The organism is Georgenia sp. TF02-10 (assembly GCF_022759505.1).
In the GTDB taxonomy this organism is placed as follows: domain Bacteria; phylum Actinomycetota; class Actinomycetes; order Actinomycetales; family Actinomycetaceae; genus TF02-10.
In genome coordinates, this window is the sequence record NZ_CP094289.1 from 1589136 (window position 1) to 1611745 (window position 22610).

General features: G+C 75.4%; 24 protein-coding genes. 19 read left to right on the top strand and 5 right to left on the bottom strand.

Annotated elements, in window-relative coordinates; genetic code table 11:
• Positions 1-113: 113 nt before the first annotated feature.
• Both MF406_RS07155 and MF406_RS07160 read left to right on the top strand, forming a co-directional pair.
• Positions 114-1154, top strand: a complete 1041-nt coding sequence (locus MF406_RS07155) for an IS630 family transposase (protein ID WP_242892089.1) — start codon at positions 114-116, stop codon at positions 1152-1154.
• A 105-nt stretch (positions 1155-1259) separates the two neighbouring features.
• Positions 1260-1595, top strand: a complete 336-nt coding sequence (locus tag MF406_RS07160; RefSeq protein WP_242897256.1) for a hypothetical protein — start codon at positions 1260-1262, stop codon at positions 1593-1595.
• A 21-nt stretch (positions 1596-1616) separates the two neighbouring features.
• Here the strand turns inward: MF406_RS07160 and MF406_RS07165 are convergent, their stop codons facing one another.
• Positions 1617-2708 (bottom strand): S66 peptidase family protein, encoded by a 1092-nt coding sequence (locus tag MF406_RS07165; protein WP_242897257.1) that lies wholly within the window; start codon positions 2706-2708, stop codon positions 1617-1619.
• Positions 2709-2814: 106 nt separating this feature from the next.
• On the opposite strand from MF406_RS07165, the gene MF406_RS07170 reads away from it, so the two are divergent.
• Both MF406_RS07170 and MF406_RS18875 read left to right on the top strand, forming a co-directional pair.
• Complete coding sequence (locus MF406_RS07170) at positions 2815-3027, top strand: hypothetical protein (protein ID WP_242897258.1); 213 nt, start codon at positions 2815-2817, stop codon at positions 3025-3027.
• Between the two features lie 5 nt (positions 3028-3032).
• The gene (locus MF406_RS18875) at positions 3033-5930 is read left to right on the top strand and encodes an AAA family ATPase (RefSeq protein WP_305852995.1); all 2898 of its coding nucleotides are present in this window, start codon (positions 3033-3035) and stop codon (positions 5928-5930) included.
• A 10-nt stretch (positions 5931-5940) separates the two neighbouring features.
• On the opposite strand, the gene MF406_RS07185 is transcribed toward MF406_RS18875, so the two are convergent.
• Both MF406_RS07185 and MF406_RS07190 read right to left on the bottom strand, forming a co-directional pair.
• Entirely contained in the window at positions 5941-6561 is a 621-nt protein-coding gene (locus MF406_RS07185; protein ID WP_242897259.1) for a bifunctional 2-polyprenyl-6-hydroxyphenol methylase/3-demethylubiquinol 3-O-methyltransferase UbiG, read from the bottom strand.
• 453 nt (positions 6562-7014) lie between these two features.
• Positions 7015-7245, bottom strand: a complete 231-nt coding sequence (locus tag MF406_RS07190) for an RNA-binding S4 domain-containing protein (protein ID WP_242897260.1) — start codon at positions 7243-7245, stop codon at positions 7015-7017.
• Between the two features lie 64 nt (positions 7246-7309).
• On the opposite strand from MF406_RS07190, the gene hisD reads away from it, so the two are divergent.
• Positions 7310-8665, top strand: a complete 1356-nt coding sequence (gene hisD / locus MF406_RS07195; RefSeq protein ID WP_242897261.1) for a histidinol dehydrogenase — start codon at positions 7310-7312, stop codon at positions 8663-8665.
• A 10-nt stretch (positions 8666-8675) separates the two neighbouring features.
• The gene (locus MF406_RS07200; protein WP_242897262.1) at positions 8676-9134 is read left to right on the top strand and encodes a nitroreductase family deazaflavin-dependent oxidoreductase; all 459 of its coding nucleotides are present in this window, start codon (positions 8676-8678) and stop codon (positions 9132-9134) included.
• Positions 9135-9192: 58 nt separating this feature from the next.
• On the opposite strand, the gene MF406_RS07205 is transcribed toward MF406_RS07200, so the two are convergent.
• Together MF406_RS07205 and MF406_RS07210 are read right to left on the bottom strand one after the other, a co-directional pair.
• Positions 9193-10152 (bottom strand): MsnO8 family LLM class oxidoreductase, encoded by a 960-nt coding sequence (locus tag MF406_RS07205; protein ID WP_371744626.1) that lies wholly within the window; start codon positions 10150-10152, stop codon positions 9193-9195.
• Positions 10153-10160: 8 nt separating this feature from the next.
• Positions 10161-12575 (bottom strand): RecQ family ATP-dependent DNA helicase, encoded by a 2415-nt coding sequence (locus tag MF406_RS07210; protein WP_371744627.1) that lies wholly within the window; start codon positions 12573-12575, stop codon positions 10161-10163.
• Between the two features lie 152 nt (positions 12576-12727).
• Here MF406_RS07210 and MF406_RS07215 point away from each other — a divergent pair, with 152 nt between their 5' ends.
• From MF406_RS07215 to MF406_RS07275, 13 genes are all read left to right on the top strand, one after another.
• On the top strand, positions 12728-13522 hold the full coding sequence (locus MF406_RS07215) for a methyltransferase domain-containing protein (protein ID WP_242897264.1): 795 nt from the start codon (positions 12728-12730) through the stop codon (positions 13520-13522).
• A 171-nt stretch (positions 13523-13693) separates the two neighbouring features.
• The gene (locus MF406_RS07220) at positions 13694-14845 is read left to right on the top strand and encodes a histidinol-phosphate transaminase (protein WP_242897265.1); all 1152 of its coding nucleotides are present in this window, start codon (positions 13694-13696) and stop codon (positions 14843-14845) included.
• A complete protein-coding gene (gene hisB, locus MF406_RS07225; RefSeq protein WP_242897266.1) occupies positions 14842-15459 on the top strand; it encodes an imidazoleglycerol-phosphate dehydratase HisB in 618 nt (205 codons plus the stop codon). Before MF406_RS07220 ends, hisB begins: the two co-directional genes overlap by 4 nt.
• Positions 15456-16136, top strand: a complete 681-nt coding sequence (locus MF406_RS07230) for a hypothetical protein (protein ID WP_242897267.1) — start codon at positions 15456-15458, stop codon at positions 16134-16136. Before hisB ends, MF406_RS07230 begins: the two co-directional genes overlap by 4 nt.
• A gap of 40 nt (positions 16137-16176) precedes the next feature.
• The gene (gene hisH, locus MF406_RS07235; RefSeq protein WP_242897268.1) at positions 16177-16917 is read left to right on the top strand and encodes an imidazole glycerol phosphate synthase subunit HisH; all 741 of its coding nucleotides are present in this window, start codon (positions 16177-16179) and stop codon (positions 16915-16917) included.
• 11 nt (positions 16918-16928) lie between these two features.
• The gene (priA, locus tag MF406_RS07240) at positions 16929-17663 is read left to right on the top strand and encodes a bifunctional 1-(5-phosphoribosyl)-5-((5-phosphoribosylamino)methylideneamino)imidazole-4-carboxamide isomerase/phosphoribosylanthranilate isomerase PriA (RefSeq protein WP_242897269.1); all 735 of its coding nucleotides are present in this window, start codon (positions 16929-16931) and stop codon (positions 17661-17663) included.
• Positions 17660-18436: an SseB family protein gene (locus MF406_RS07245; RefSeq protein WP_242897270.1), complete on the top strand. Its 777-nt coding sequence runs from the start codon at positions 17660-17662 to the stop codon at positions 18434-18436. Before priA ends, MF406_RS07245 begins: the two co-directional genes overlap by 4 nt.
• A 49-nt stretch (positions 18437-18485) precedes the next feature.
• A complete protein-coding gene (gene infC, locus MF406_RS07250) occupies positions 18486-19718 on the top strand; it encodes a translation initiation factor IF-3 (RefSeq protein ID WP_371744628.1) in 1233 nt (410 codons plus the stop codon).
• Positions 19652-19846, top strand: coding sequence for a 50S ribosomal protein L35 (rpmI, locus tag MF406_RS07255; protein ID WP_242897271.1), 195 nt, complete (start codon positions 19652-19654; stop codon positions 19844-19846). Before infC ends, rpmI begins: the two co-directional genes overlap by 67 nt.
• A 27-nt stretch (positions 19847-19873) precedes the next feature.
• The gene (gene rplT / locus MF406_RS07260; RefSeq protein ID WP_242897272.1) at positions 19874-20254 is read left to right on the top strand and encodes a 50S ribosomal protein L20; all 381 of its coding nucleotides are present in this window, start codon (positions 19874-19876) and stop codon (positions 20252-20254) included.
• A gap of 47 nt (positions 20255-20301) precedes the next feature.
• Positions 20302-21195: an RNA methyltransferase gene (locus MF406_RS07265; RefSeq protein ID WP_242897273.1), complete on the top strand. Its 894-nt coding sequence runs from the start codon at positions 20302-20304 to the stop codon at positions 21193-21195.
• Positions 21196-21861 carry a nucleoside/nucleotide kinase family protein gene (locus MF406_RS07270; protein ID WP_242897275.1) on the top strand — a complete coding sequence of 222 codons (666 nt, stop codon included), beginning with the start codon at positions 21196-21198 and terminating at the stop codon, positions 21859-21861.
• A 293-nt stretch (positions 21862-22154) separates the two neighbouring features.
• Positions 22155-22541, top strand: coding sequence for a VOC family protein (locus MF406_RS07275; protein ID WP_242897277.1), 387 nt, complete (start codon positions 22155-22157; stop codon positions 22539-22541).
• The last annotated feature ends 69 nt before the right edge of the window (positions 22542-22610 follow it).

Below are 22610 nucleotides of genomic sequence, written 5' to 3' on the forward strand. Positions count from 1 at the left end.
GCGAACAAGGGTGTTGCCCAAGCGCACGCAGTACCTGACCGTCGCCGATCCCCTGATACTAAGGCGGTCGTAAGTAGGTCGACTCCGGCGGCCTTTTCTGCCATAATGGTTCTATGCGCGACAACGACGGCCGGAAGCTGGACCACGCCACCTTGGAGCAGATGCGGTTCCGCGCGGTGGACGCGGTAGAGGCCGGGGCCCACCCGGAAGATGTCGCGAAGATGCTGGGGATGCACGCGAAAACGGTGTACGGGTGGTTGGCCAGAGCGCGTGAGGGTGGCCGGGATGCGTTGAAGGCCAAACCGGTCCCGGGTCGGCCACCAAAGCTGGACGGAAGCCAGCTGCGCCGGCTTTACACACTGATCGTCGGGACCAACCCGCGCCAGCTCCAGTTCGACTTCGAGCTGTGGACCCGGGCGATGGTGCGTGAGGTGATCCGGCGCGAGTTCGGGGTGCACCTGTCGGAGGTGTCCGTGGGCCGGTTGCTCAGGAAGCTCGGCCTGTCGCCCCAGCGCCCGCTGTGGCGGGCCTGGCAGGCCGACCCCGAGGCGGTGGAGCGGTGGAAGGCGGAGGAGTTCCCCGCGATCCGGGCGGCGGCCAAGGCCGAGGGCGCGACGGTGTACTTCGCGGACGAGGCCGGCATCCGCTCGGACTACCACGCCGGGACCACCTGGGCCCCGGTCGGGCGCACCCCGGTGGTCAAGGCCACCGGGGCCCGGCACTCCCTGAACATGATCTCCGCGCTCACCCCCGCCGGAAAGCTGCGGTTCGCCACCTACACCGGCTCCTTCACCGCCGACCAGTTCATCAGCTTCTGCAAGAAGCTGCTCGCCGACACCGGCCGCGACGGCGGCGGCGGGGTGTACCTGGTCGTCGACGGTCACTCCACCCACAAGGCCAAGAAGGTCAAGGAGTTCATCGCCTCCACCGACGGCCGGCTGAAGGTGTTCATCCTGCCCGCCTACTCACCACAGCTCAACCCCGACGAGTGGGTCTGGAAGAACGTCAAGCACGACCGCGTCGGGCGCACCGCCCCACGCACCGCCGAGGAGTTCAAGAGCAACGTCATCGCCGCGCTCCACCGCCTCCAGAAACTACCGCACCTGGTACGCGGGTTCTTCGCCGATCCAGATCTCCGCTACATCACCGCATAACGGACCGGAGTCGACTTACTTACGTTCTCCTTAGTAGTGGAGTTTCGCCCGGGCGGCCCCGCGTCGATCTGCGAAGAGCCCAACCCCTCGACGATGGAGGAGCAGGTGGACTACCTCTGGCGAGAGCGGTGGGAGATCCGTGACCGCATCCGTCAGCTGGAGGACAAGGCGTACGCGCTAGGGCAGCAGATTGGCCAGGTTGATCAGGCAATGGAAGCCAACATCGACGCCCTGCGCCAGCATCTGCATGGCGAGATGGCCGACGACGTCCGAGTGAACGCGCTCGCCCTGCCCGCCCTCGCACTCGCCCTGGTCATTGACAGCGTCGCGTCATGGATCGTGCTCAACCCCGTCGCCGTGTGGGGCACCCTCGCGCTCGCCGTGGTCGTGCTGATACCGACTCTGCACATGGCGGTGACTAGGTTCAGGCGAAGCAAGTGAGTGGGTCTCGGGAGAAGTTGGTCAGATCAACCTCTGGCGGAGGATCTTCTCGTCACCGTCGACAGTCAGTTCCGCCAACGCGCCGTTGACGAGCGCCAGGTGCGGGGGCACGTGGCCGCAGTCGACATCGACCACAACAGGGACGTCGACGCCATCGAGGGCGCTACGGACGGCGTCAAGCTGGGTGAAGCCGTAGCCGTCGGGAGCCCGGGTCCGTCCGACAAGGACGGCGTTGGCGTGGTCGAACCAGCCGGCCAGCCGCATTCGCCACAGATGCCGCGCGACGTCGGTGGCCACGTCGCCGGAGGCCTCCAGGTAGAGAATGACGCCCTCCGGTGCATAGTCCTCGACGAAGCTCGGCAGGTCACCGTAGGGGGTGCCAGCGAGAATCGACACTGTCTCGATGCAGCCGCCGATGAGGCGTCCGGTGACGTTGAGCTGCTCGTGCGGGTCGAGGAGCTTCCATGTCCCGGGCGTGTCGAGAGTGAATTCGGTGACGGTGGGGTCGTCCTGCCAGCGGTCGAAGCCGTCAGCGCGGTGGTACGTCGACGGCCCTTGGGCGAATCCCTCCCCGGGAGGTAGCGAGACGACGTCGATCCACGACCGGAGCGGCTCGGGCACGCGGTACGGCGTCTCCAGCAGGTTCTGCCCGTGGACCGTGGCGGTACCGGTCAGCGTGGTCAGCGGCAGCAGGAGCGTGGAGATGTCGGAGTAGCCCACCACCCAGGTGGGGTCGGCAGCGCGGACGGCCGCCCAGTCCACATGCGGCAGCACCTCGACCGCCAGCTCGCCGCCCCACGGCGGCACAACGGCGCGGATGCCGGGGTCTGTAAGCATGGCGGTCAGCTCCGCCCCTCGGTCTCGTGCCAGGGCGCTGACCACACCCTCACCGTCGATGCAGCCGCCGACGACGACGTCGAACCCTCTGTCGCGCAGGTGCTGGACGGAGAAGTTCAGGCGGGGCCGCAGGTCGGCCGGCACCCCGCTCGAGGGCGACGTGATGCCTATGCAGTCACCAGGGCGCAAAGCGGCGGGATAACGGAGCGTCATGGCCTCATCCTGTCGGACTAGCTCGCCGAGCGTCCGACAACAGGATTGGGCTGAGGCGAGCACCTCCGCGCCGGCGCCCGTGCCTGAGGTACCTCAGTCCCGGGCGCCCGGGGCAGAACTGGGCAGATGCCCGATGTCCGCGCGGGCCCCGCGGAGCAGGCTCGTCTGCATGAGCACTACCGATCCCACCACCGTCCTGCTCTTCCACGGCTACCGCGAGCAGGAGCTCGCCGCGCGGGCCACGGAGCTGCGCGACCTCGCGGAGCTGCGCCACCGCGCGGAGCTCCAGGCCCCGGGGCGGCAGGCCCGCCGGCGCGCCCGCTCCCTCCTCCGCGGCTGGTTCACCGCCTCTCCTCGACAGGACGCGCGCGTGGCACGATGACAGGCGTGCGCCCCCGCCCCGACGTCCCGGTCGTGGGCCGCTCCGCCCCGCTCGCCGAGCTGGCCGCGACCTGGCACGACGCCGTCGCGACCGGCGGGCGCGTCATGCTCGTCGCCGGCGAGGCCGGCATGGGCAAGACGACGCTCGTCGGCGCCTTCGCCGACTCCCTGGGCGACGGCGCCGACGTCGTGACCGGCCAGTGCGTCGCGTTCGCCGGCGAGGGCATGCCGTACGCGGCGGTCGTCCAGGTCCTGCGGGAGGTCATCCGGCTGCACGGCGTGGACGACGTCCTCGGGTGGGCGGGGGTCGGCGGCTCCTCGCTCGGCGCCGTGCTGCCCGAGCTGGGGCCCGACCCGGGCGCCGCCGACACCCAGCAGCTGCGGCTGTACGAGGCGATCACCCTCGTCCTCGAGGGCGCGGCGCGGCGCCGGCCCCTCCTCGTCGTCATCGAGGACCTGCACTGGGGCGACCCCGCCACCTGGCACCTGCTGCGCTTCCTCAGCGGGGCGGTCACCGACGCCCCGCTGATGATCCTGGCCACCTACCGAGACGACGAGCTGCACCGGCGGCACCCGCTGCGCCCGGTCCTCGCCGAGCTGGCGCGCCAGCGCCGCGTCGGCCGGCTCGACCTGGGCCCGCTCGACCCCGACGCGGTGGCCGACCTCGTCACCGCAATCGCCGGACGGTCCACCGCGCGGGCGGTCACCGCGGCGATCGTCCGCCGCGGCGACGGCGTGCCGTACCTCGTCGCCGAGCTCGCGCGCTCCGCCGCCGAGGGCGTGGCCATGCCGGGTACCCTGCGTGACGCGCTGCTGGCCCGGGTGCGCGGGCTGAGCGAGGGGACCCAGGGCGTCCTGCGCCTCGCCTCGGCGGCCGGCACCCAGTTCGAGCACGAGCTCCTCGCCGAGGTCGCCGACGTGCCCGCGGCGGAGCTCGACGTCGCGCTGCGCGAGGCGGTCGACGCCGTCATCCTGGTCCCGGACGAGACCGGCTACCGGTTCCGGCACGCCCTGCTCCACGAGGTCGTCCACGACGAGCTGCTGCCCGGCGAGCAGGCGCGGATCCACGGCCGCCTCGCAGACGTCGTCGCGGAGCGTCCCGAGCTCTCCGGCGCCCGCGGTCACGACCTCGTCCACCACCTCTTCGCCGCCCACCGGTTCGAGGATGCGTTCGCCGCCGCCCTGCAGCGCGCCACCGACCGGGCCACGCCGCACCACGAGGCGCTCGCCCTCTACACGCGCGCCCTCGAGGTCTGGGACCTCGTCGGGGAGCCCGCCAAGGTCTGGGGCAGCCACGCCGACATCCTCCAGGGCGCGGCCGCCACCGCGGTCTGGGCGGGGCAGCCGGATCGTGCCCTCACCCTCATCGATGCGGCGCTGCACGAGACCGGGCCGGGCCAGGATCCCGAGGCCCGCGCCCGTCGCCTCGTCATCAAGGCTCAGGCCCTCAGCGCGCTGGTGCGGCCCGGCGCCCTCGAGGCGCTCGAGGAGGCGGTCGCGCTCACCTCCGCCGAGCGTCCCACCGCCGTGCGCGCCAAGACCCTGGAGTTCCACGCGGCCCAGCTCATGCTCATCGGTCGGTACGCCGAGGCGCGGGACGTCGCCGACGAGGCAATCGCCGTCGCGACGGCGATCGAGGCGCCCGCCTACCGGGGCAGCGCGCGGACCACCCGTGCCATCGCGGTCTGCGCGCTCGGCGATGAGGAGCGCGGCCTGGCCGAGATGCAGGCCGCCCGCGCCGACTCCGAGGTGCGACCCCGCACGGCGCTGCGCCTGTGGATCAACTGGTCGGACCAGCTCACGCTCGCGGGGCGGTTCGCCGAGGCGCGGGACGCGGCGCTGGCCGGGGTGGAGCAGGCCCGGGCGAAGGGCCTCGAGCGCTCCCACGGCACCATGCTCCTCGGCAACGCGGCGGAGCCGATGCTCGCCCTGGGCGAGCTCGCCGAGGCCTCCCGGCTGGTCGCTCGCGGCCTCGAGCTGAGTCCGCCGCACAACCACCTCCTCCAGCTGCGCGGGCTGCAGGCCTGGATCGCCGTCTGGGAGGACCGGGCGGCCGAGGCCGAGGAGATCCTCGTCGAGTTCTGCCCGACCATCGAGGGCCGCACGGAGCAGGTCCAGTTCGAGATCGCGCTGTCGATGGTCGACGCCTGGCTGCGCCTGCTCAGCCCTGAGCCGGACCCCGAGCGGGCTTGGCGCACCACGCAGCGGATCCTGCGCAGCCCCGGCCGGCAGTCACCCGCCCGGCTGTGGCAGACCGCCTACCTGTCGGCGGCCGCCTGGCGGGCCCGGGCCGGCCGGACAGCTGCCGAGCGCGACCTCCTGAGCGCGCAGACCGCCGCCATCCCGGCCGCCCTCGTCGCGCCGACGTGGCGGCCGCTGGTGGCGGCCGAGCTCACCGACGACGCGACCACGTGGCGAGCGGCGCTCGACGACCCCGCCGTGGCGGCCGGGCCTGCCCAGCTCCGGCCCCTCGCGGCGATCCGGCTCGCCGAGAGCCTCTTGCGCGACGGCGACCGCGCCGCGGCGGCGGAGCTGCTCGCGGAGGCGGCCGGGAGTGCTGGGCGGATGGGCTTCCGGGTCTTCGTCCGGCGGGCCGAGGACGTGCTGGACCGTGCCGGCCTGGCCGGGCCGCGCCGTCGCTCGAGCGACCCCACCGAGCTGACCGCGCGGGAGCGCGAGGTCCTCGCTCGCCTCGCCGAGGGTCGCTCCAACGGCGAGATCGCCGCGGAGCTGTTCATCAGCACGAAGACGGCGAGCGTCCACGTCTCCAACATCCTCGCCAAGCTCCAGGTCTCCACGCGGGGCGAGGCGGCGGCGCTGGCGCACACCCGGCCTGAGCTGCTCCGCCGCGCCAACCGCCGGCAATCGAGCCTCAGCTCTGTCGGCCGGAACGGGCAGAGCTAGGGCGTCAGAGTCAGTCAGGGAGCACGAAGATTCCGTCGGGGGAGGCGAAGGGCAGGGCGCCGCTCGGGTTCTGGTACACGGACACCGACCAGGGCGAGTCGTGATGCGGCGTGAGGTGCCAGTCCGCGAAGCGGTGCCGGAGAACCAGGCTGGCGTCCTGCGTGGCCCGGTCAAGATCGTTGATGGTGACTCCGCCGCTCGCCGTGGTGGTGGTGCCGACGACGAGGACCCCTCCCGGCCGGAGCATGGACGCGACTCGGGTCGCGAGGTCCTCCGCTGACCCGGAGGGCAGGAAGGCCACGACGTTGCCGAGGAGCGTCACCGCGTCGTAGGTGGCCGGGAGCCGGTGTGCCGACAACCATGGTTCAGTGAGGTCCGCGGCGCTGCCCCGTCGATACCAGACGCCCTCAAAGTTCTCGAGTGCAACGGTCAGGACCGATCGGTCGGGGTCGATACCGAACGCACGGTGGCCGGCCGCGCGCAGGTGCGCCACTGTGCTGCCGGTCCCGCAGCCGACATCCAGGATCGTGCTGGCTCTGGGCAGCAGCATGTCGATGAAGCGCGCTTCCGTCCCGAGGTCTACGCCCTCGCGAATTAGGCGTCGGAACTTCTCCGCATAGCGTCCCCACACGACGTGCCACGCTACGTGAGAGAGGTGACGGTCATAGGATGTTCACCCGTCCATGTTGACTCTGCTTGGGCCGGCGCGATATGACCGGCGGTGTTCGATACCGATAACAGACGTGGCCGCGGTACTTGCTTTACGAGATGGCTCTCGTTCTGTCAGGAGCGCTCGCCGTGGACGGCTCCGACACCAGCCTGCTCCCGTCCGGGACCTCCCTCTGGTGCGCTCCCACACGGTCCCCGGGACGGCTTGAACGGGCGCGGACCTGGACTCAGCGGCGATTGGTCAGCGTGACTCCGAGGACGGCGAACGCAAGCGTGCTTGCGGCCGAGCAGGACACTTCGTCGGAGTGGAGCCCGAAGAGGACGGCGAAGGGTCGGTAGGCACCGTGGTACCGGCATATTGATTGGGTGGTGTAAGAGTGGGTGGTGGGTGCCGTGCGTGGCCGTTGCACGGTACCTAGCCCACTCGGGCGGAGAGCGGGCCGGCGGGTAGGTCCACGGTGACAACCGCGCCGCGGTCGAGCTGACGGCCCCGCCGGGTCTCGACCTCCCCGTCCACGCTCACCTCGCCGCCCGCCACCAGCTCGCGGGCCTGCGCGCCGGACTCCGCCAGGTTCGCGAGCTTGAGGAACTGGCCCAGCCGGATGGTGCCCTGGGTGGGCACGGTGGGGACGTCGTCGGCGCGCATGCCCCGATGGTGCCAGGCGAGACGGCCCGGGAGGGTGCGGCGCCGCGGACCTAGACTCGGCGCCGTGCTCAAGCGGATCGACCTGCGCGGACAGACCCTCAGCCCGGTGCAGCTCGCGGCCACCCTGCCGCGCGCCGCGCTCGACGTCGAGAGCGCGCTCGAGCAGATCCGGCCCGTCCTCGCCGACGTGCGCGAGCGGGGCGCTGCCGCGCTGCGCGACCTCGGCGGCCGGTTCGACGGCGTCCGCCCCGAGCACCTGCGCGTCCCCGCCGAGGCGCTGGCCGACGCCCTCGACCGGCTGAACCCGGAGGTGCGCGCGGCCCTGGAGATCGCGATCGCCCACAACCGGGCCGGGCACGCCGCCCAGCTGCCCCGTGAGAGGAGCACCGAGATCACCGGCGGCGGGGTGGTGCACCAGCGGTGGGTCCCCGTGCGCCGGGTGGGCCTGTACGTGCCGGGCGGGCTCGCCGTGTACCCCTCGAGCGTGGTGATGAACGTCGTGGCCGCACAGGTCGCCGGCGTCGAGCAGCTCGCGGTGGCCTCCCCGCCGCAGCGGGAGCTTGGCGGGCTGCCCCACCCGGTCATCCTCGCCGCGTGCGCCCTGCTCGGCGTCGCGGAGATCTACGCCGTCGGCGGGGCCCAGGCCGTGGCGATGTTCGCCTACGGGGCGCACGTCGAGAACGAGACCGACCGGGCCGACGCCGCCGCGGCCGGGGGCACCGGCGACGTCCTGTGCGAGCCGGTCGACGTCGTCACCGGGCCGGGCAACGTCTACGTCGCCGCCGCCAAGCGGGCCGTCATGGGCACCGTGGGCATCGACGCCGAGGCGGGCACCACCGAGATCGCCGTGCTGGCCGACGCCACCGCGGACCCGGTGCACGTGGCCGTGGACCTCATGTCGCAGGCCGAGCACGACCCGGCCGCGGCCTCCGTGCTCATCACCGACTCCGCCGAGCTGGCCGACGCCGTCGACGCCGAGATCGCCGCCCGCGTGCCGACGACGAAGCACGCCGAGCGGATGCGCACCGCCCTGACCGGCCCGCAGTCCGGGACCGTCCTGGTCACCGACCTCAACCAGGCGGTCGCCGTCGCCGACGCCTACGGCGCCGAGCACCTCGAGGTCCAGACGGCGGACGCCGCCGCCGTCGCCGACCGGATCCGCAACGCCGGCGCCATCTTCGTCGGCCCGTACTCCCCGGTCCCGCTCGGGGACTACCTCGCCGGCTCCAACCACGTCCTGCCCACCGGCGGGACCGCGCGGTTCGCCAGCGGGCTCAACGTCACAGCCTTCATCAGGTCCGTCCAGGTCATCGAGTACGACGAGGCGGCCCTGAAGTCCCTGGCCGACCCGCTGCGGGCGCTCGCCACGTCCGAGGACCTGCCGGCCCACGCCGAGGCGGTCGACGCGCGGTTCCAGTGATGGTCCAGTGATGGTCCGCCGGATCCCCCGGAGGCTGGCCCGGACGCCCGTCGCGGTGTTCCGGGCCGGGTTCGGCTGGGTCTTCGGCGGCGTCTTCGTCATGGTCGAGCACCGCGGCCGCCGGAGCGGGCATTTGCGGTACGTCGTCCTGGAGTCGCTCGACGCCGACGCGACGTCGGTCCTCGTGGCAGCCGGGTACGGCCGGCGCGCGCAGTGGTTCCGCAACATCGAGGCCGACCCGCGCGTGCGGGTCTGGCGCGGCATGACCGCCGGCCGGCGGGCGATCGCGCAGATCCTGCCCGCGGAGCAGGTCGCCGACTACCTCACCCGCTACCGCGACGCGCACCCGCTGCGCGCCCGGTTCCTCGCCCCGGTGCTCGGCCTGGGCGACCTCGTGGGTGCCGAGGCTGGGCCGGAGGTCGGGGAGCGGCTGCCGCTCGTGCGGCTGACGTACGTGCCGCGCGCCTGAGCCGGCACGTCCCGGACGACGGCGGCCGGTCCCACGGCCCGGGCCGGGACGGCGGGTGTCAGACCAGGTCCGCCAGCGCCGCGTCGGCCTCGGCGAGGGCCGCCCGGTCGTAGGTCGAGGTCGAGGCGAGCACCTCCGCGGCGCCGGTGCGGGCGACGAGGTCGCCGAGCTCGGCGCGGACCTGCCCGGCCGTGCCGTGCGCGGCGAGGTCCAGCTGCCGCTCGACCGCGCGTCGCTGCCGGTCGGTGAGCCGGTCGGGCGGCTCGGCTCGCAGCGGCCCGAACGCCCCCGTGGTGCGGGACTCCGCCGTCGCCCACGCCTCGGGCAGCAGCAGGTCGCGGGCGCGCTCGGCGGTCGCGGCCACCATGACGTCCAGGCTGATGACCACGTACGGCTCCGGCTGCGCGGTCGTGGGCCGGAAGCGGGCCCGGTAGTCGGCCAGCGCGGCGAGGTCCCCGCGCAGGGCCGGGCCGCCGACGACGACGGGCAGCCCCAGCTCCGCGGCCACGGCCAGCCCGGCCCCGGTGGCCAGGACGAACAGGGGCGGCCGGGGCGTCCCGCTGGGCTGGGCGGTCACGGGGCCCCGGTCGTCGAGGAGGTCGCGCAGCGCGGCGAGGTCCCGGCCGAACCGGTCGGGCGGGTAGCTGCTCACGCCGAGCGCCGCGCGCACCGGCGCGGTAAACCCCAGCGAGCGGCCGATACCGAGGTCGATCCGGCCCGGGTGCAGGGCGGCGAGCATCCGCGCCTGCTCCGCGACGACCAGCGGACGGTGGTTGGGCAGCATCACCCCGCCCGACCCGACCCGGATCCGACTGGTGCGGGCCGCGACGGCGGCCATCAGCACGGGCGGGCTGCCGCTGGCGATACCGGGCACTGCATGGTGCTCGGCCACCCAGAACCGGTGCAGCCCGAGCGCCTCGGCCCGCTGCGCGCGCTCCACAGTCGCCCGGAGCGCCGCCGCAGGTTCCTCTCCGGCCCGGGTGCGGGACCGGTCGAGGAGGGAGATGCGCACCGTCATCGGGCCACTCACCGCTGCGCCAGGACGAACGGGTAGACCGACGCCGCCCCGGCCTGCCGGAGCAGCCGGGCGGCCACGGCCAGCGTCCAGCCGGAGTCGGTGAAGTCGTCTACCAGCACCACCGTCCGGCCGGGCAGGCCGGCCAGGGCGGCCTCGCCGAGCTCGAGCCGCAGCCGGCGGTGCACCGCGGCCAGCCGCTGGGCGGAGTTGACGTCGTGCCGGCGGGGCGGGAGCTGCGGGTCCGGCGCGACGGCGCCCACGACGGGGACGCCGAGGATGGTGCCCACCCCCTGGGCCAGGTGGCGCACGAGCCGCGGCCGGGTGGCGGAGCCGACGGCGACGACGCCGTCGACCTGCCCGCCGCCGGCGCCGATCTCCCGGGCCCAGTCGGTGAGCACCTCCTGGACCGGGCGGCGCAGCGCCATCGGGAGCAGCCCGTCCGCGCCGTGGACCGCCTCCGCGCCGGGGCCCTGGGCGGCCCGCCGCTGTGCAGCGTCCGGCGGGGCCGGTTCCGGCGGCGACGGTTCCGCGATCGGGTCGTGCTTGCCCGGGCCAGAGCCGGGTCCGGGGTCGGGGGCCGCGCCGCGGGCCGGCTCGAAGAGGGCGCGCAGCGGCACCGACCAGCCCAGGCCGTCCAGCCGGCCGACCGCGCGGCCCTCCTCGGCCCGCTCGTCCTCGGTGATCTTCCCGCGCAGCGGCACGCCGAGGGCGTCCATGCCGGTGGGCCACTGCCGCCGCGCGGCCACCGCCACACCCGGCCGGTCGAGCGCGGCCCGGGCCCGGGCGAGGGCGGCGGCGTCCACGCCGGCGTCCAGGGCGAGCCCGCCGCACAGGTCGCACCGCCCGCACCGCCAGCCCGGCGTGAGCTCGGGGTCGTCGAGCTGGTCGCGCAGGTAGGCCATCCGGCAGGCCCCCGTGGGCAGCCGGGCGTAGGCCAGCATCGCGCGCTGCTCCGCCTCCCGGGCCGCCGCGACCCGGGCGTACCGCTCGCCGTCGTAGGTCCACGGCGCCCCGGTCGCCTCCCACCCGCCGCGGACCCGCCGGACCGCGCCGTCGACGTCGAGGACCTTGAGCATCGTCTCCAGCCGGTTGCGGCGCAGGTCCACCTGGGTCTCCAGCCGGGCGGTGGACAGCGGGCCGCCGTCGGCGAGCGCGGCGAGCGTGGCCCGCACGGCCGCCTCGCCCGGGAAGGCGAGGGAGCCGAAGTAGGCCCAGATGTCCTGGTCCTCCCGGCCGGGCAGGAGCACGACGTCGGCCCGGTCCACCGCCCGCCCGGCCCGGCCGACCTGCTGGTAGTAGGCGATCGGCGAGGAGGGCGCGCCGAGGTGGATGACGAAGGCCAGGTCGGGCTTGTCGAAGCCCATGCCGAGCGCGGAGGTGGCGACCAGCGCCTTGACCCGGTTCTCCTTCAGGTCGGCCTCGAGCTGCTCACGCTCGGCCGGGTCGCTCTGCCCGGTGTAGGCGCGGACCTCGTGGCCCGCGGCGCGCAGCTGCTCGGCGACCTCCTGCGCCGCGGCGACGGTGAGGGTGTAGACGATCCCGGAGCCGGCGTACCGGCCGAGCTGCTCGCCCAGCCAGGCGACCCGGCTCGGCTGGTCGGGCAGGCCCAGCACCGCCAGGTGCAGCGAGGGCCGGTCCAGGGACCCGCGCAGCACGAGCACCTCGCTGCCGGACTGGCCGACGCCGAGCTGCTCGGCGACGTCGGCGCTCACCCGGGCGTTCGCCGTCGCCGTCGTGGCCAGCACCGGGATGCCGGGCGGCAGCTCCCCGAGCAGGGTGCGGATCCGGCGGTAGTCCGGGCGGAAGTCGTGGCCCCAGTCCGAGATGCAGTGCGCCTCGTCCACCACCACCAGGCCCGCCGTCGCGGCCAGCCGGGGGAGGACCTCGTCCCGGAAGGCGGGGTTGTTCAGCCGCTCGGGCGAGCAGAGCAGGACGTCGACGGCGCCGGCCGCGATCGCGGCGTGGATCTCCTCCCACTCGGTTACGTTCGCCGAGTTGATCGTCACCGCGCGGATGCCGGCCCGTCCGGCGGCGGCCACCTGGTCCCGCATGAGCGCCAGCAGCGGGGAGATGATCACCGTCGGGCCGGCCGGCGGCCGGCCGGCCCCGCCCTCGCGCAGCAGCGCGGTGGCGACGAAGTAGACGGCCGACTTCCCCCAGCCGGTGCGCTCGACGACGAGGGCCCGGCGCCGGCCGGCGACCAGGGCCTCGACGGCGGTCCACTGGTCCTCCCGCAGGACGGCGTCGTCGCGGCCCACCAGGGCGCGCAGCGCCGCCTCGGCCCGGTCCCGCAGGGCGGCTTGCTGCTGCTCGTCCGGGGTGGCTTGCTGCTGCTGCTCGTCGGTCCGGCTCACGCCACGCTCCTCGTCGCTCCGCTGGTGCTGCCCTGGTGCTCGGTCGAGCCTGCCGCACGTCGCCCACATCTGCCCACGGCCGGCGGCGCCTGTGGACGGTCCTGATGACGCGAGCGGCGCTGTCGGCCCTGGCGCGCGGAGCCCGCGCGGCACCACGTCTGACCCGGCCCGGCCGTGGCACCCTTGGCGCCGAGTCGCTTTCCGGACGATGGGGCACGGGCATGACGATCACCTGGGACGCCGCCGCCTACGAGCAGTTCGCCGAAGCCCGGGCGCGGCCGGTGACGGACCTGCTCGCCCGCGTCCGGGCCGAGGAACCCGCCCTCGTGGTCGACCTCGGCTGCGGCACCGGCGGGTCCACCCGTCCGCTCGCCGAGCGCTGGCCGAGGGCCCGGGTCGTCGGCGTGGACTCCTCGCCGCAGATGCTCGAGCGGGCCCGCCGGGCCGACGGCGAGAGCCGGGTGGAGTGGGTCGAGGCCGACATCACCGACTGGGAGCCGCCCGGCCGGCCGGACGTCGTCGTCAGCAACGCCGTCCTGCAGTGGGTGCCCGGCCACCTCGACCTGATCCCGCGCTGGGTCGACGCCCTGGCGCCCGGCGGCTGGTTCGGGCTGCACGTGCCCGGCAACGCCGACGCGCCCAACCACACGATTCTGCGCGACCTGGTCGCCGAGCTCCCCGAGGGGCCGGAGCTGACGGTCCGGCTGCTCGGCGGCCGCGTCCCTGGGGACCCCGTCGACTACGCGGCGGCGCTGCACGCGGCCGGCTGCGACATCGACGCCTGGGAGACCACCTACCTGCACCTCCTCGACCCCGCCGGGGAGCTGGCGCACCCCGTGCTCGAGTGGATGCGCGGCACCGGCCTGCGGCCGGTCCTCGGCCGGCTGCCCGCCGAGCGGGAGGCAGAGCTGCTGGCGCGCTACGCGACCGCGCTGGCCGCCGCCTACCCCCGCACCCCGATGGGGGTCCCGCTGCCCTTCCGCCGGGTCTTCGCCGTCGGCCACCGGCGCGGCTGAGGCCGGGGCCACCGGTGCCACTGACCCCGGTGTGGGCAGCCGGCACCGGACTCCTTGCGCACAGGAGGGCCGGGGTCACCGGCGCCGCCGGAGGACGCGGTGGCCCGTGTCACGGAACGTGATCCCCCGGCGGCCGGCGGGGGCGGGAGCGGCGGCGCCTAGACTTCCGGTGTGGCCACCCCCGCCCAGACCCCCGTCGCGGCCGTCCGCCTGCCGCTGCGCCCCGACCTGGCAGGCCTGACGCCCTACGGCGCCCCCCAGCTCGACGTCCCGGTGCTGCTCAACGTCAACGAGAACCCCTACCCGCCTTCCGAGGCCGTCGTCGCGGACATCACCGCCGCCGTCGCCGACGCCGCCCGCGGCCTCAACCGCTACCCGGACCGCGACTTCCCCCGGCTGCGCAGCGAGCTGGCCGAGTACCTGCAGGTGGAGTCCGGGGTGTCCCTGGCCCCCGAGCAGGTCTGGGCCGCCAACGGCTCCAACGAGGTCATGCTCCACCTGCTCCAGGCGTTCGGCGGGCCCGGGCGCACGGTGCTGTCCTTCGCGCCCACCTACTCGATGTACCCCGAGTACGCCCGGGACACCCTCACCGGCTGGGTCGCCGGCCGCCGGGAGCCGGACTTCACCGTCGACGTCGACCACGCCCGGGAGCAGATCGCCGCCCACCGGCCGGCCGTGATCCTGCTGGCCAGCCCGAACAACCCCACCGGCACCGCGCTGCCGCTGCAGACGGTGGAGGCGATCTGCGCCGCCGCGGCCACCGGCGGGCCGGCCGCCGAGGACGGCGCGGCCACGGCCGCCGTCGTGGTGGTGGACGAGGCCTACGGCGAGTTCCGCCGCGCCGGCACCCCCAGCGCGCTGGCCCTGCTGGACCGCCACCCGCACCTCGCCGTCGCCCGGACCATGTCCAAGGCCTTCGGGATGGCCGGGCTGCGGCTGGGCTACCTGGCCGCCGCGCCGGCGCTGGTGGACCACCTGCGCGTGGTCCGCCTGCCCTACCACCTCTCCGCCCTCACCCAGGCCGCCGCGCTGGCCGCCCTGAGCCACCGGGACGAGCTCATGGCGCAGGTGGCGTCGCTGCGCGCGGAGCGGGACGCCCTGGTGACCTGGCTGCGCGAGCACGGCCTGCGGGTCGCCGACTCCGACGCCAACTTCGTCCTGTTCGGCGTGTTCGACGACCGGCGGGCGGTGTGGGATGGTCTGCTCGCGCGCGGGGTCCTCATCCGTGAGGTGGGTCCCGAGGGATGGCTGCGGGTGTCGGTCGGCACCCCGGCGGAGACGGCCGCCTTCCGGGCGGCCCTGGAGGAGGTGCTCTGCTGGTGACGCTGCAGGCAGCGGGCGGGCGGACCGCCCGGGTCACGCGCAAGACCGCCGAGTCCGACGTGCTGGTCGAGCTCGACCTGGACGGCACCGGCCGCACCGACGTCGCCACCACCGTCCCGTTCTACGACCACATGCTCACCGCGCTGGGCAAGCACTCCCTGATCGACCTGACCGTGCAGGCCACCGGCGACACCGACGTCGACGTGCACCACACCGTGGAGGACGTCGCCATCTGCCTGGGGCAGGCGCTGCGGCAGGCGCTGGGGGACAAGCGCGGCATCTCCCGGTTCGGCGACGCCCTCGTCCCGCTGGACGAGGCCCTCGCCCAGGCGGTGGTGGACGTCTCCGGCCGGCCCTACCTGGTCCACTCTGGGGAGCCGGCGGGGCAGGAGTACCACCTCATCGGCGGGCACTTCACCGGCTCCCTGACCCGGCACGTGCTCGAGTCCCTCGCCCACCACGCCGCCATCTGCCTGCACGTGCGGGTGCTGGCCGGCCGCGACCCGCACCACATCGTCGAGGCCCAGTTCAAGGCGCTGGCCCGGGCGCTGCGCGCCGCGGTGGCGCCGGACCCGCGGGTCGAGGGCGTGCCCTCCACCAAGGGGGCGCTGTGAGCGGCGGGCCCGGGCTGCCGGGCGGGCCCGAGGAGCCCGGCCCCGCCGACCGCCCGGACGACGCCCCGCTGACCGAGGCCGACGTCGAGCGGATGCTCCAGGCCCTGGACGGGGACGCCGGCGCCGCGCCCGCCCCGGCGGCGGACGCCCCGGACGCGCCCGGCCGGCTCGCCCTCGTGCTCACCCCGGTCGCCTCCGCCCCCGCCCTGGCCGGCCTGTGCGCCATGTCCGGCATCGACGTCGGGGTGCTGCCGAGCGCCTCGGGCGCCGTCGCCACCCTGGAGGTCCCCGCCCCGGCGGCCGCCGCGGACTGGGACGTCAGCGAGCTGCTCGGCGGGGACGAGGGCGGCTTCCCGCCGCAGGCCGAGGAGCTCGCGGCCACCCTGTCCCGGCTGGCCCGGGCCGGGGTCGTCCTCGTCGTCGCCGACCTGGCCACCGACGTCGGCATCGAGTCCGGCCTGTCCGGGCACGTCAGCGCCCGCCGCTACGTCGCCGGCGAGCCGGCCGGCGACGTGCCCGCCGGCCTCCTCGTCGCCAGCGCCGACCAGGTGGTGGAGGACCTCATCCTGGGCCGGACCCGGCCCGCCGACGTGCGCGGCTTCCAGCGCGCGGCCGACCTGCCCCGGTGGAAGGCCGCGCGGATGTTCGGCCGCGGCCTGCGCCGCCGCAAGCCGTGACGGCCGGCCGCCGTCGCCGCGCGGTACCGGGGGAGGGGCCGTGACCCGCGTCGTCGTCCTCGACTACGGCTCGGGCAACGTCCGCTCCGCCGTCCGCGCCCTGGAGCGCGTCGGCGCCGACGTCGCGCTCACCGCCGACCCCCGCGCCGTCGACGCCGCCGACGGGCTGGTGGTGCCCGGCGTCGGTGCCTTCGCCGCCGTCATGGACCAGCTCCGGGCGGTGGGCGGGGACGCCCTGGTCGAGCGGCGCCTCGCCGCCGGCCGCCCGGTCCTCGGCATCTGCGTGGGCATGCAGGTCATGTTCAGCACCGGCCAGGAGCACGGCACCCAGACCCCGGGCCTGGCCCGCTGGCCCGGCGACGTCGTCCGGCTCCCCGCCCCCGTCGTGCCGCACATGGGCTGGTCGCCGGTGCGGGCGCCGGCCGGCAGCGTGCTGTTCGCCGGCCTCGCCGACGAACGGTTCTACTTCGTCCACTCCTACGGCGTCCTCACCGACCCCGCCGGCGGCGCCGCTCGTGCCGCCGACGGCGACCGAGCCCCGGCCGACGGCGGCCGCGAGGCCGGTGCCCTCGCCGACGGTGACCGTGCCCCGGCCGACCGCGCCCCGGCGGACGGCGGCCGCCCCACCGAGGCCACCGCCCCCCTGGCCACCTGGGCCGAGCACGGCGCCCCGTTCGTCGCGGCCGTGGAGGACGGCCCGCTCGCTGCCACCCAGTTCCACCCCGAGAAGTCCGGCGACGCCGGCGCCCAGCTGCTGCACAACTGGCTGACCAGCCTGTGACCGGAGGACCGATGACCACCCCCCGCCTGACGCTGCTGCCGGCCGTCGACGTCGTGGGCGGCCAGGCCGTGCGCCTGTTCCAGGGCGCGGCCGGCACCGCGACCACCTACGGCAGCCCGGCCGACGCCGCCCGCGCCTTCGTCGGCGAGGGCGCCGAGTGGATCCACCTCGTCGACCTCGACGCCGCCTTCGGCCGCGGGTCCAACCACGAGCTGCTGGCCGGCATCGTCGCCGACCTCGACGTCGACGTCGAGCTCTCCGGCGGCATCCGCGACGACGAGAGCCTCGCCCGCGCCCTGGGCACCGGCGCCGCCCGGGTCAACCTCGGCACCGCCGCGCTGGAGGACCCGGCGTGGACCGCCCGGGCCATCGCCCGCCACGGCGAGCGGATCGCCGTCGGCCTGGACGTGCGCGGCACCACCCTGGCCGCCCGCGGCTGGACCCGGGAGGGCGGGGACCTGTGGGAGGTCCTGGCCCGGCTCGACGCCGACGGCTGCGCGCGGTACGTGCTGACCGACGTCACCAAGGACGGCACCCTGCGCGGACCCAACGTCGACCTGCTCCAGGAGGTCTGCGCGCGCACCGACGCCCCCGTCGTCGCCTCCGGCGGGGTCGCGAACCTCGGCGACATCCAGGCGCTGCGCGAGCTCACCGGCATCGGCGTGGAGGGCGTCATCGTCGGCAAGGCGCTGTACTCCGGCGCGTTCACCCTCGCCGAGGCCCTCGACGTGGCCGGGCGGCCGTGACCGCCACCGACTCCGCCGGGCAGCCGTGGGCCGGCCGTACCCTGCGCGCCAACCCCTTCGCCGGGGACGACGGCGCCTGCCAGCCCGCCATGGCCGCGGCGCTGGCGCTGGCCGAGCCCGAGCGGCTGCCCGCCGTCGTCGAGGCGCTGCGCACCACCCGGGTCCTGGTCCCGGTCCTCGCCCACGAGCACCCCGGCACCGACGACGGCGGCCGGGTCCGCGAGCACGACCCGCACCGGTTCCGGAGCGGGGACCGGTCCGGGGACGCGATGGCCTCGGCCGCCCTGGTGTCCGTCCGCACCCCGGACGGCCGCAGCGCGGTGCCGGTCTTCTCCTCGGTGCCCGCCCTGCAGCGCTGGGACGACGGCGCCCGGCCGGTGCCCGTGGAGGGCACGCGGGCCGCGCTCGCCGCGGTCGGGGAGTCCGACTCCCTCCTCGTCCTGGACCCCGGGGACCCCGCACCGGTCCTCGTCCCGCGCCCGGCCGTCTGGGCCGTCGCGAAGCAGCAGCCGTGGACCCCGTCCTGGGCCGACCCCGACCTGCCCGGGGTGGTGGCCGCCGCGCTGCGCGGGGTGACCGAGCTGGTGGGCGTCCGGCTCGAGCGCGGCACCGGCGCCGAGCTGCGCGTGGTCCTCGCCGTCCGCGCCGCGGTGACCCGGCCGGCCGCGCAGGCGGCCGTGGCGCGGGCCAGCCAGGCCCTCGCCGCCGACCCGGTGGTGCGCGAGCGGGTGGACTCCGTGGAGATCGTGCCCGCCGCCGTCGCCGGCGGCTGACCCACGCCGCCGCCGGCCGCGCCGCCGTCGGGACGCCGCCGCCGGCCCGATGGTGGTATCCTTGAGGATTGACCGGCCTGGTTTGTGGCTGCCCGCAGCGGCGAGCCGGGTGCGCAAGTGGAGATCCTCCCACCCGGGTCGCGTCCCACCCTCGGGCTGGACGTGGCCGGGTCCTGGTCGACGAGGGGCTGCCCCTCGTCCGTACCCGTACGGCGGCACCGCCGTCCCGGGTCGACCGCCGAGGCCTCCTACGTGCGCTCGCACGACGGAGGCCTCTCTTCGTTCCCGCGGCCGGTCCCCCGAAGACAGAGAGACGAAGGAGCACAGCATCAGCGAGCCTCGCATCAACGACCGGATCCGCGTCCCCGAGGTCCGGCTTGTCGGACCCGGCGGGGAGCAGGTCGGCGTCGTCCGCGTCGAGGACGCCCTGCGGCTGGCGCAGGAGGCCGACCTCGACCTGGTCGAGGTGGCGCCGGACGCCCGTCCGCCGGTCGCCAAGCTCATGGACTACGGCAAGTACAAGTACGAGTCGGCCATGAAGGCGCGGGACGCCCGACGCAACCAGACCAACACGGTCCTGAAGGAGATCCGGTTCCGGCTCAAGATCGACGCGCACGACTACGCCACGAAGAAGGGTCACGTCGAGCGCTTCCTCAAGGGCGGGGACAAGGTCAAGGTCATGATCATGTTCCGCGGCCGCGAGCAGTCGCGCCCCGAGATGGGCATGCGGCTGCTGCAGCGCCTGGCCGAGGACGTGGCCGACCTCGGCTCGGTGGAGTCCGCCCCGCGCCTGGACGGGCGCAACATGACCATGGTCATCGGCCCGCACCGCAAGAAGTCCGAGGCCAAGAGCGAGCAGCGCCGCAAGCGCGAGGAGCGCACCGCCCACCGCGGTGACGGCGACGCCGCCCCCGCGCCGGCCACGCCCGCCCAGGCCGCACCCGAGCAGGCGGCACCCGCGCAGGCCGCGCCTGCGCAGGCGGCTCCCGCTCGGCCCGCGGCGCCTGCGCAGGCGGCTCCGGCTCGGCCCGCGGCGCCTGCGCAGGCGGCGCCTGCTCGGCCCGCAAGGCGACGATGGCGGACGGGCTGCCGCAGGGGCCCGGGGTGTACCCCCGGCCGGCGCCTGACCCACCGACCACCAGACGTCCTGGCCCCCACGGGCCAGGGCAGGACAGGCTGCGCCCGCCGCGGGCGCAGGTACACCGAGGGACGAACATGCCGAAGAACAAGACGCACTCCGGTGCGAAGAAGCGCTTCCGGACCACCGGCAGCGGCAAGCTGATGCGGGAGCAGGCCAACCGCCGCCACCTGTTCGAGCACAAGTCCAGCCGGCGCACCCGCCGCCTCGCCATGGACCAGACCGTGGCGTCGGCGGACACGAAGAAGATTAAGAAGCTGCTCGGCAAGTAAGCCGCCCCGAACCAGAAGGAGAACGACGTGGCACGCGTCAAGCGGGCGGTCAACGCCCAGAAGAAGCGCCGCACTACCCTCGAGCGCGCCAGCGGCTACCGCGGCCAGCGCTCCCGCCTGTACCGCAAGGCGAAGGAGCAGGTCACTCACTCGATGACCTACGCCTACCGCGACCGGCGCGCCCGCAAGGGTGATTTCCGCCGGCTGTGGATCCAGCGGATCAACGCCGCGGTGCGGGCCGAGGGCATGACCTACAACCGCTTTATCCAGGGCCTGAAGGCCGCCGGGGTGGAGGTCGACCGCCGCATGCTCGCCGAGCTGGCCGTGAGCGACCCCGCGGCCTTCGCCGCGCTGGTCACCACCGCCCGGGAGGCCCTGCCGGCGGACGTCAACGCCCCGGCCGCCTGAGCGCGCCACGCACCGGGGCCGGTCACCGGCCGGCCCCAGCGAGCGAGATGACCGAGCGCCCGGACACCCCCCAGCTGACCAACCCCCGCGCCGAGCGGGTGCGGAAGGTCCGGGGGCTGTCCGGGCGCTCGGCGCGCCAGCGGCACCGGCTGTTCCTCGTCGAGGGGCCCCAGGCCGTCCGTGAGCTCCTCCGGCACGCCCCGGACCAGGTCCGCGACCTCTACCTCACCCCCGCCGCCGCCGACCGCCACCGCGAGATCCCCGACGCCGCCCGGGCCGCCCGCCGCCACGTCCACCTCGGCACCGCCGACGTGCTCGCCGCGATGAGCCCGGACGCCCAGGGCGTCCTCGCCGTCGCCCACCTCCCCGCCCCGGTGACCCTGGCGGAGCTGCCCGCCCCACGGCTCGTCGCCGTGCTGGCCCAGGTCAGCGACCCGGGCAACGCCGGCACCGTCATCCGGGCCGCGGACGCCGCCGGCGCCGACGCCGTGGTCCTCACCGCCGGCAGCGTCGAGCCGACCAACCCCAAGGTGGTGCGCGCCACCGCCGGCTCCCTGTTCCACCTGCCCGTGGTCACCGGCGTGGACCTCGCCACGGCCGCGTCCCAGCTCCGCGCGGCCGGCCTCACCCTCCTCGCCGCCGACGCCGGCGGGGAGTGGGACCTCGACGAGCTCGCCGACCGGGCCGCCGCCCGCGCGGCCGGCTACCCGCCGCAGGTGCCCGGGGAGCTGGCCGCCACGGCCGCGCTCGCCCCGGACCTCACCGCCCCCACCGGGTGGGTCTTCGGCAACGAGGCCCACGGCCTGGCCGACGCCGAGCGCGACCTGGCCGACGCCGTCGTCGCCGTCCCCCTGCACGGCCGCGCGGAGTCCCTGAACCTGGCCGCCGCGGCCACCGTCTGCCTGTACGCCTCGGCCCGGGCCCAGCGGCGGGCGGGCTGAGTGCCCGCGCCGCTGACGGCCACCCCGGCCGACCTCACCGCCCTGCTCGCCCGCATCGCCGACCTGCGCGGCGGCCCGGGCACCCCCGGCCGCGCCCTCGTCGGGATCGCCGGCGCCCCCGGCGCGGGGAAGTCCACCCTGGCGGCGGTCCTGGCCACCGCGCTGGCGGCGACCGGCACCACCTGCACGGTCGTCGGCATGGACGGCTTCCACCTCGCCCAGGCCGAGCTCGTCCGGCTGGGCCGCGCGGCCCGCAAGGGCGCCCCGGACACGTTCGACGCCGAGGGGTACGTCGCGCTGCTGCGCCGGGTCCGGGCCCAGCGGCCCGGCGACCCGGTGGTCTACGCCCCGCGGTTCGACCGGGACCTGGAGGAGCCGGTCGGCTCGGCGGTCCCGGTGCCCGCCGACGCCGCGGTGGTCCTCACCGAGGGCAACTACCTCCTGCTCGACGCCGAGCCCTGGCGGCGCGTGCCGGACCTGCTCGACGAGACCTGGTTCGTCGCCGCTGACGACGGCGACCGGCGGGCCCGGCTGCTCGCCCGCCACCTCGCCCACGGCAAGGAACTGGCCGCCGCCCGGGCGTTCGCGCTCGGCTCCGACCAGCGCAACGCCGACCTCGTGGCCGCCACCGCCGACCGGGCCGACGTCGTCGTCCGCTGGGCCTGACCGCGCCCGCGCGGCGGCCGCGCGCGTCCTCGGGACGTGGCGGTGCATCCTGTGTAGTCGTTGAAGCGCTTTCCCGGGCCCGGGAAAGCGCTTCAACGACTACACAGGATGCGGGGCGCCGGGTGGGCTGGTCCTGACTGGATGCGGAGCGCCGGGTGGGCTGGTCCCGACTGGATGCGGGTCGCCCGGTCGACTGGTCCTGACCGGGCCTGGTCTGCGCGGGCGCGGCGGTCCTACCCTGGGCGGGACGTCGCCGAGCCGCGGCGGCGCACCGGCACGGCGAGGTGGTGGCGATGAGCGGTCGCGTGGTGCACTTCGAGATCCCGTTCGACGACGGCGAGCGCGCCCGCGCCTTCTACCGCGCGGCGTTCGGCTGGGACATCCAGGAGATGCCCGAGCTCGGCTACACCTCGGTCCGGACCGGCCCGGCCAACGAGGACGGGTTCCCGGCCGAGCCGGGGTACATCGGCGGCGGCATGATGGCCCGGGAGGCCTCGCTCCCGGCGCCGGTCGTCACCGTCGACACCGACGACATGGACGACGCCCTGGCAAGGGTCGTCGAGCTCGGCGGCGAGGTGGTCATCGGCCGCACCGCCGTCGCGGACATGGGCTACGCCGCCTACTTCCGGGACACCGAGGGCAACGTCATGGGCCTCTGGCAGGACGCCCCGAGCGGCTGACGGCGGACCGGTTCGGCCGCCCGCCGACCTGCTCCGACCGGCCGCCGAGCGGCCGGGACCGGCCACGGA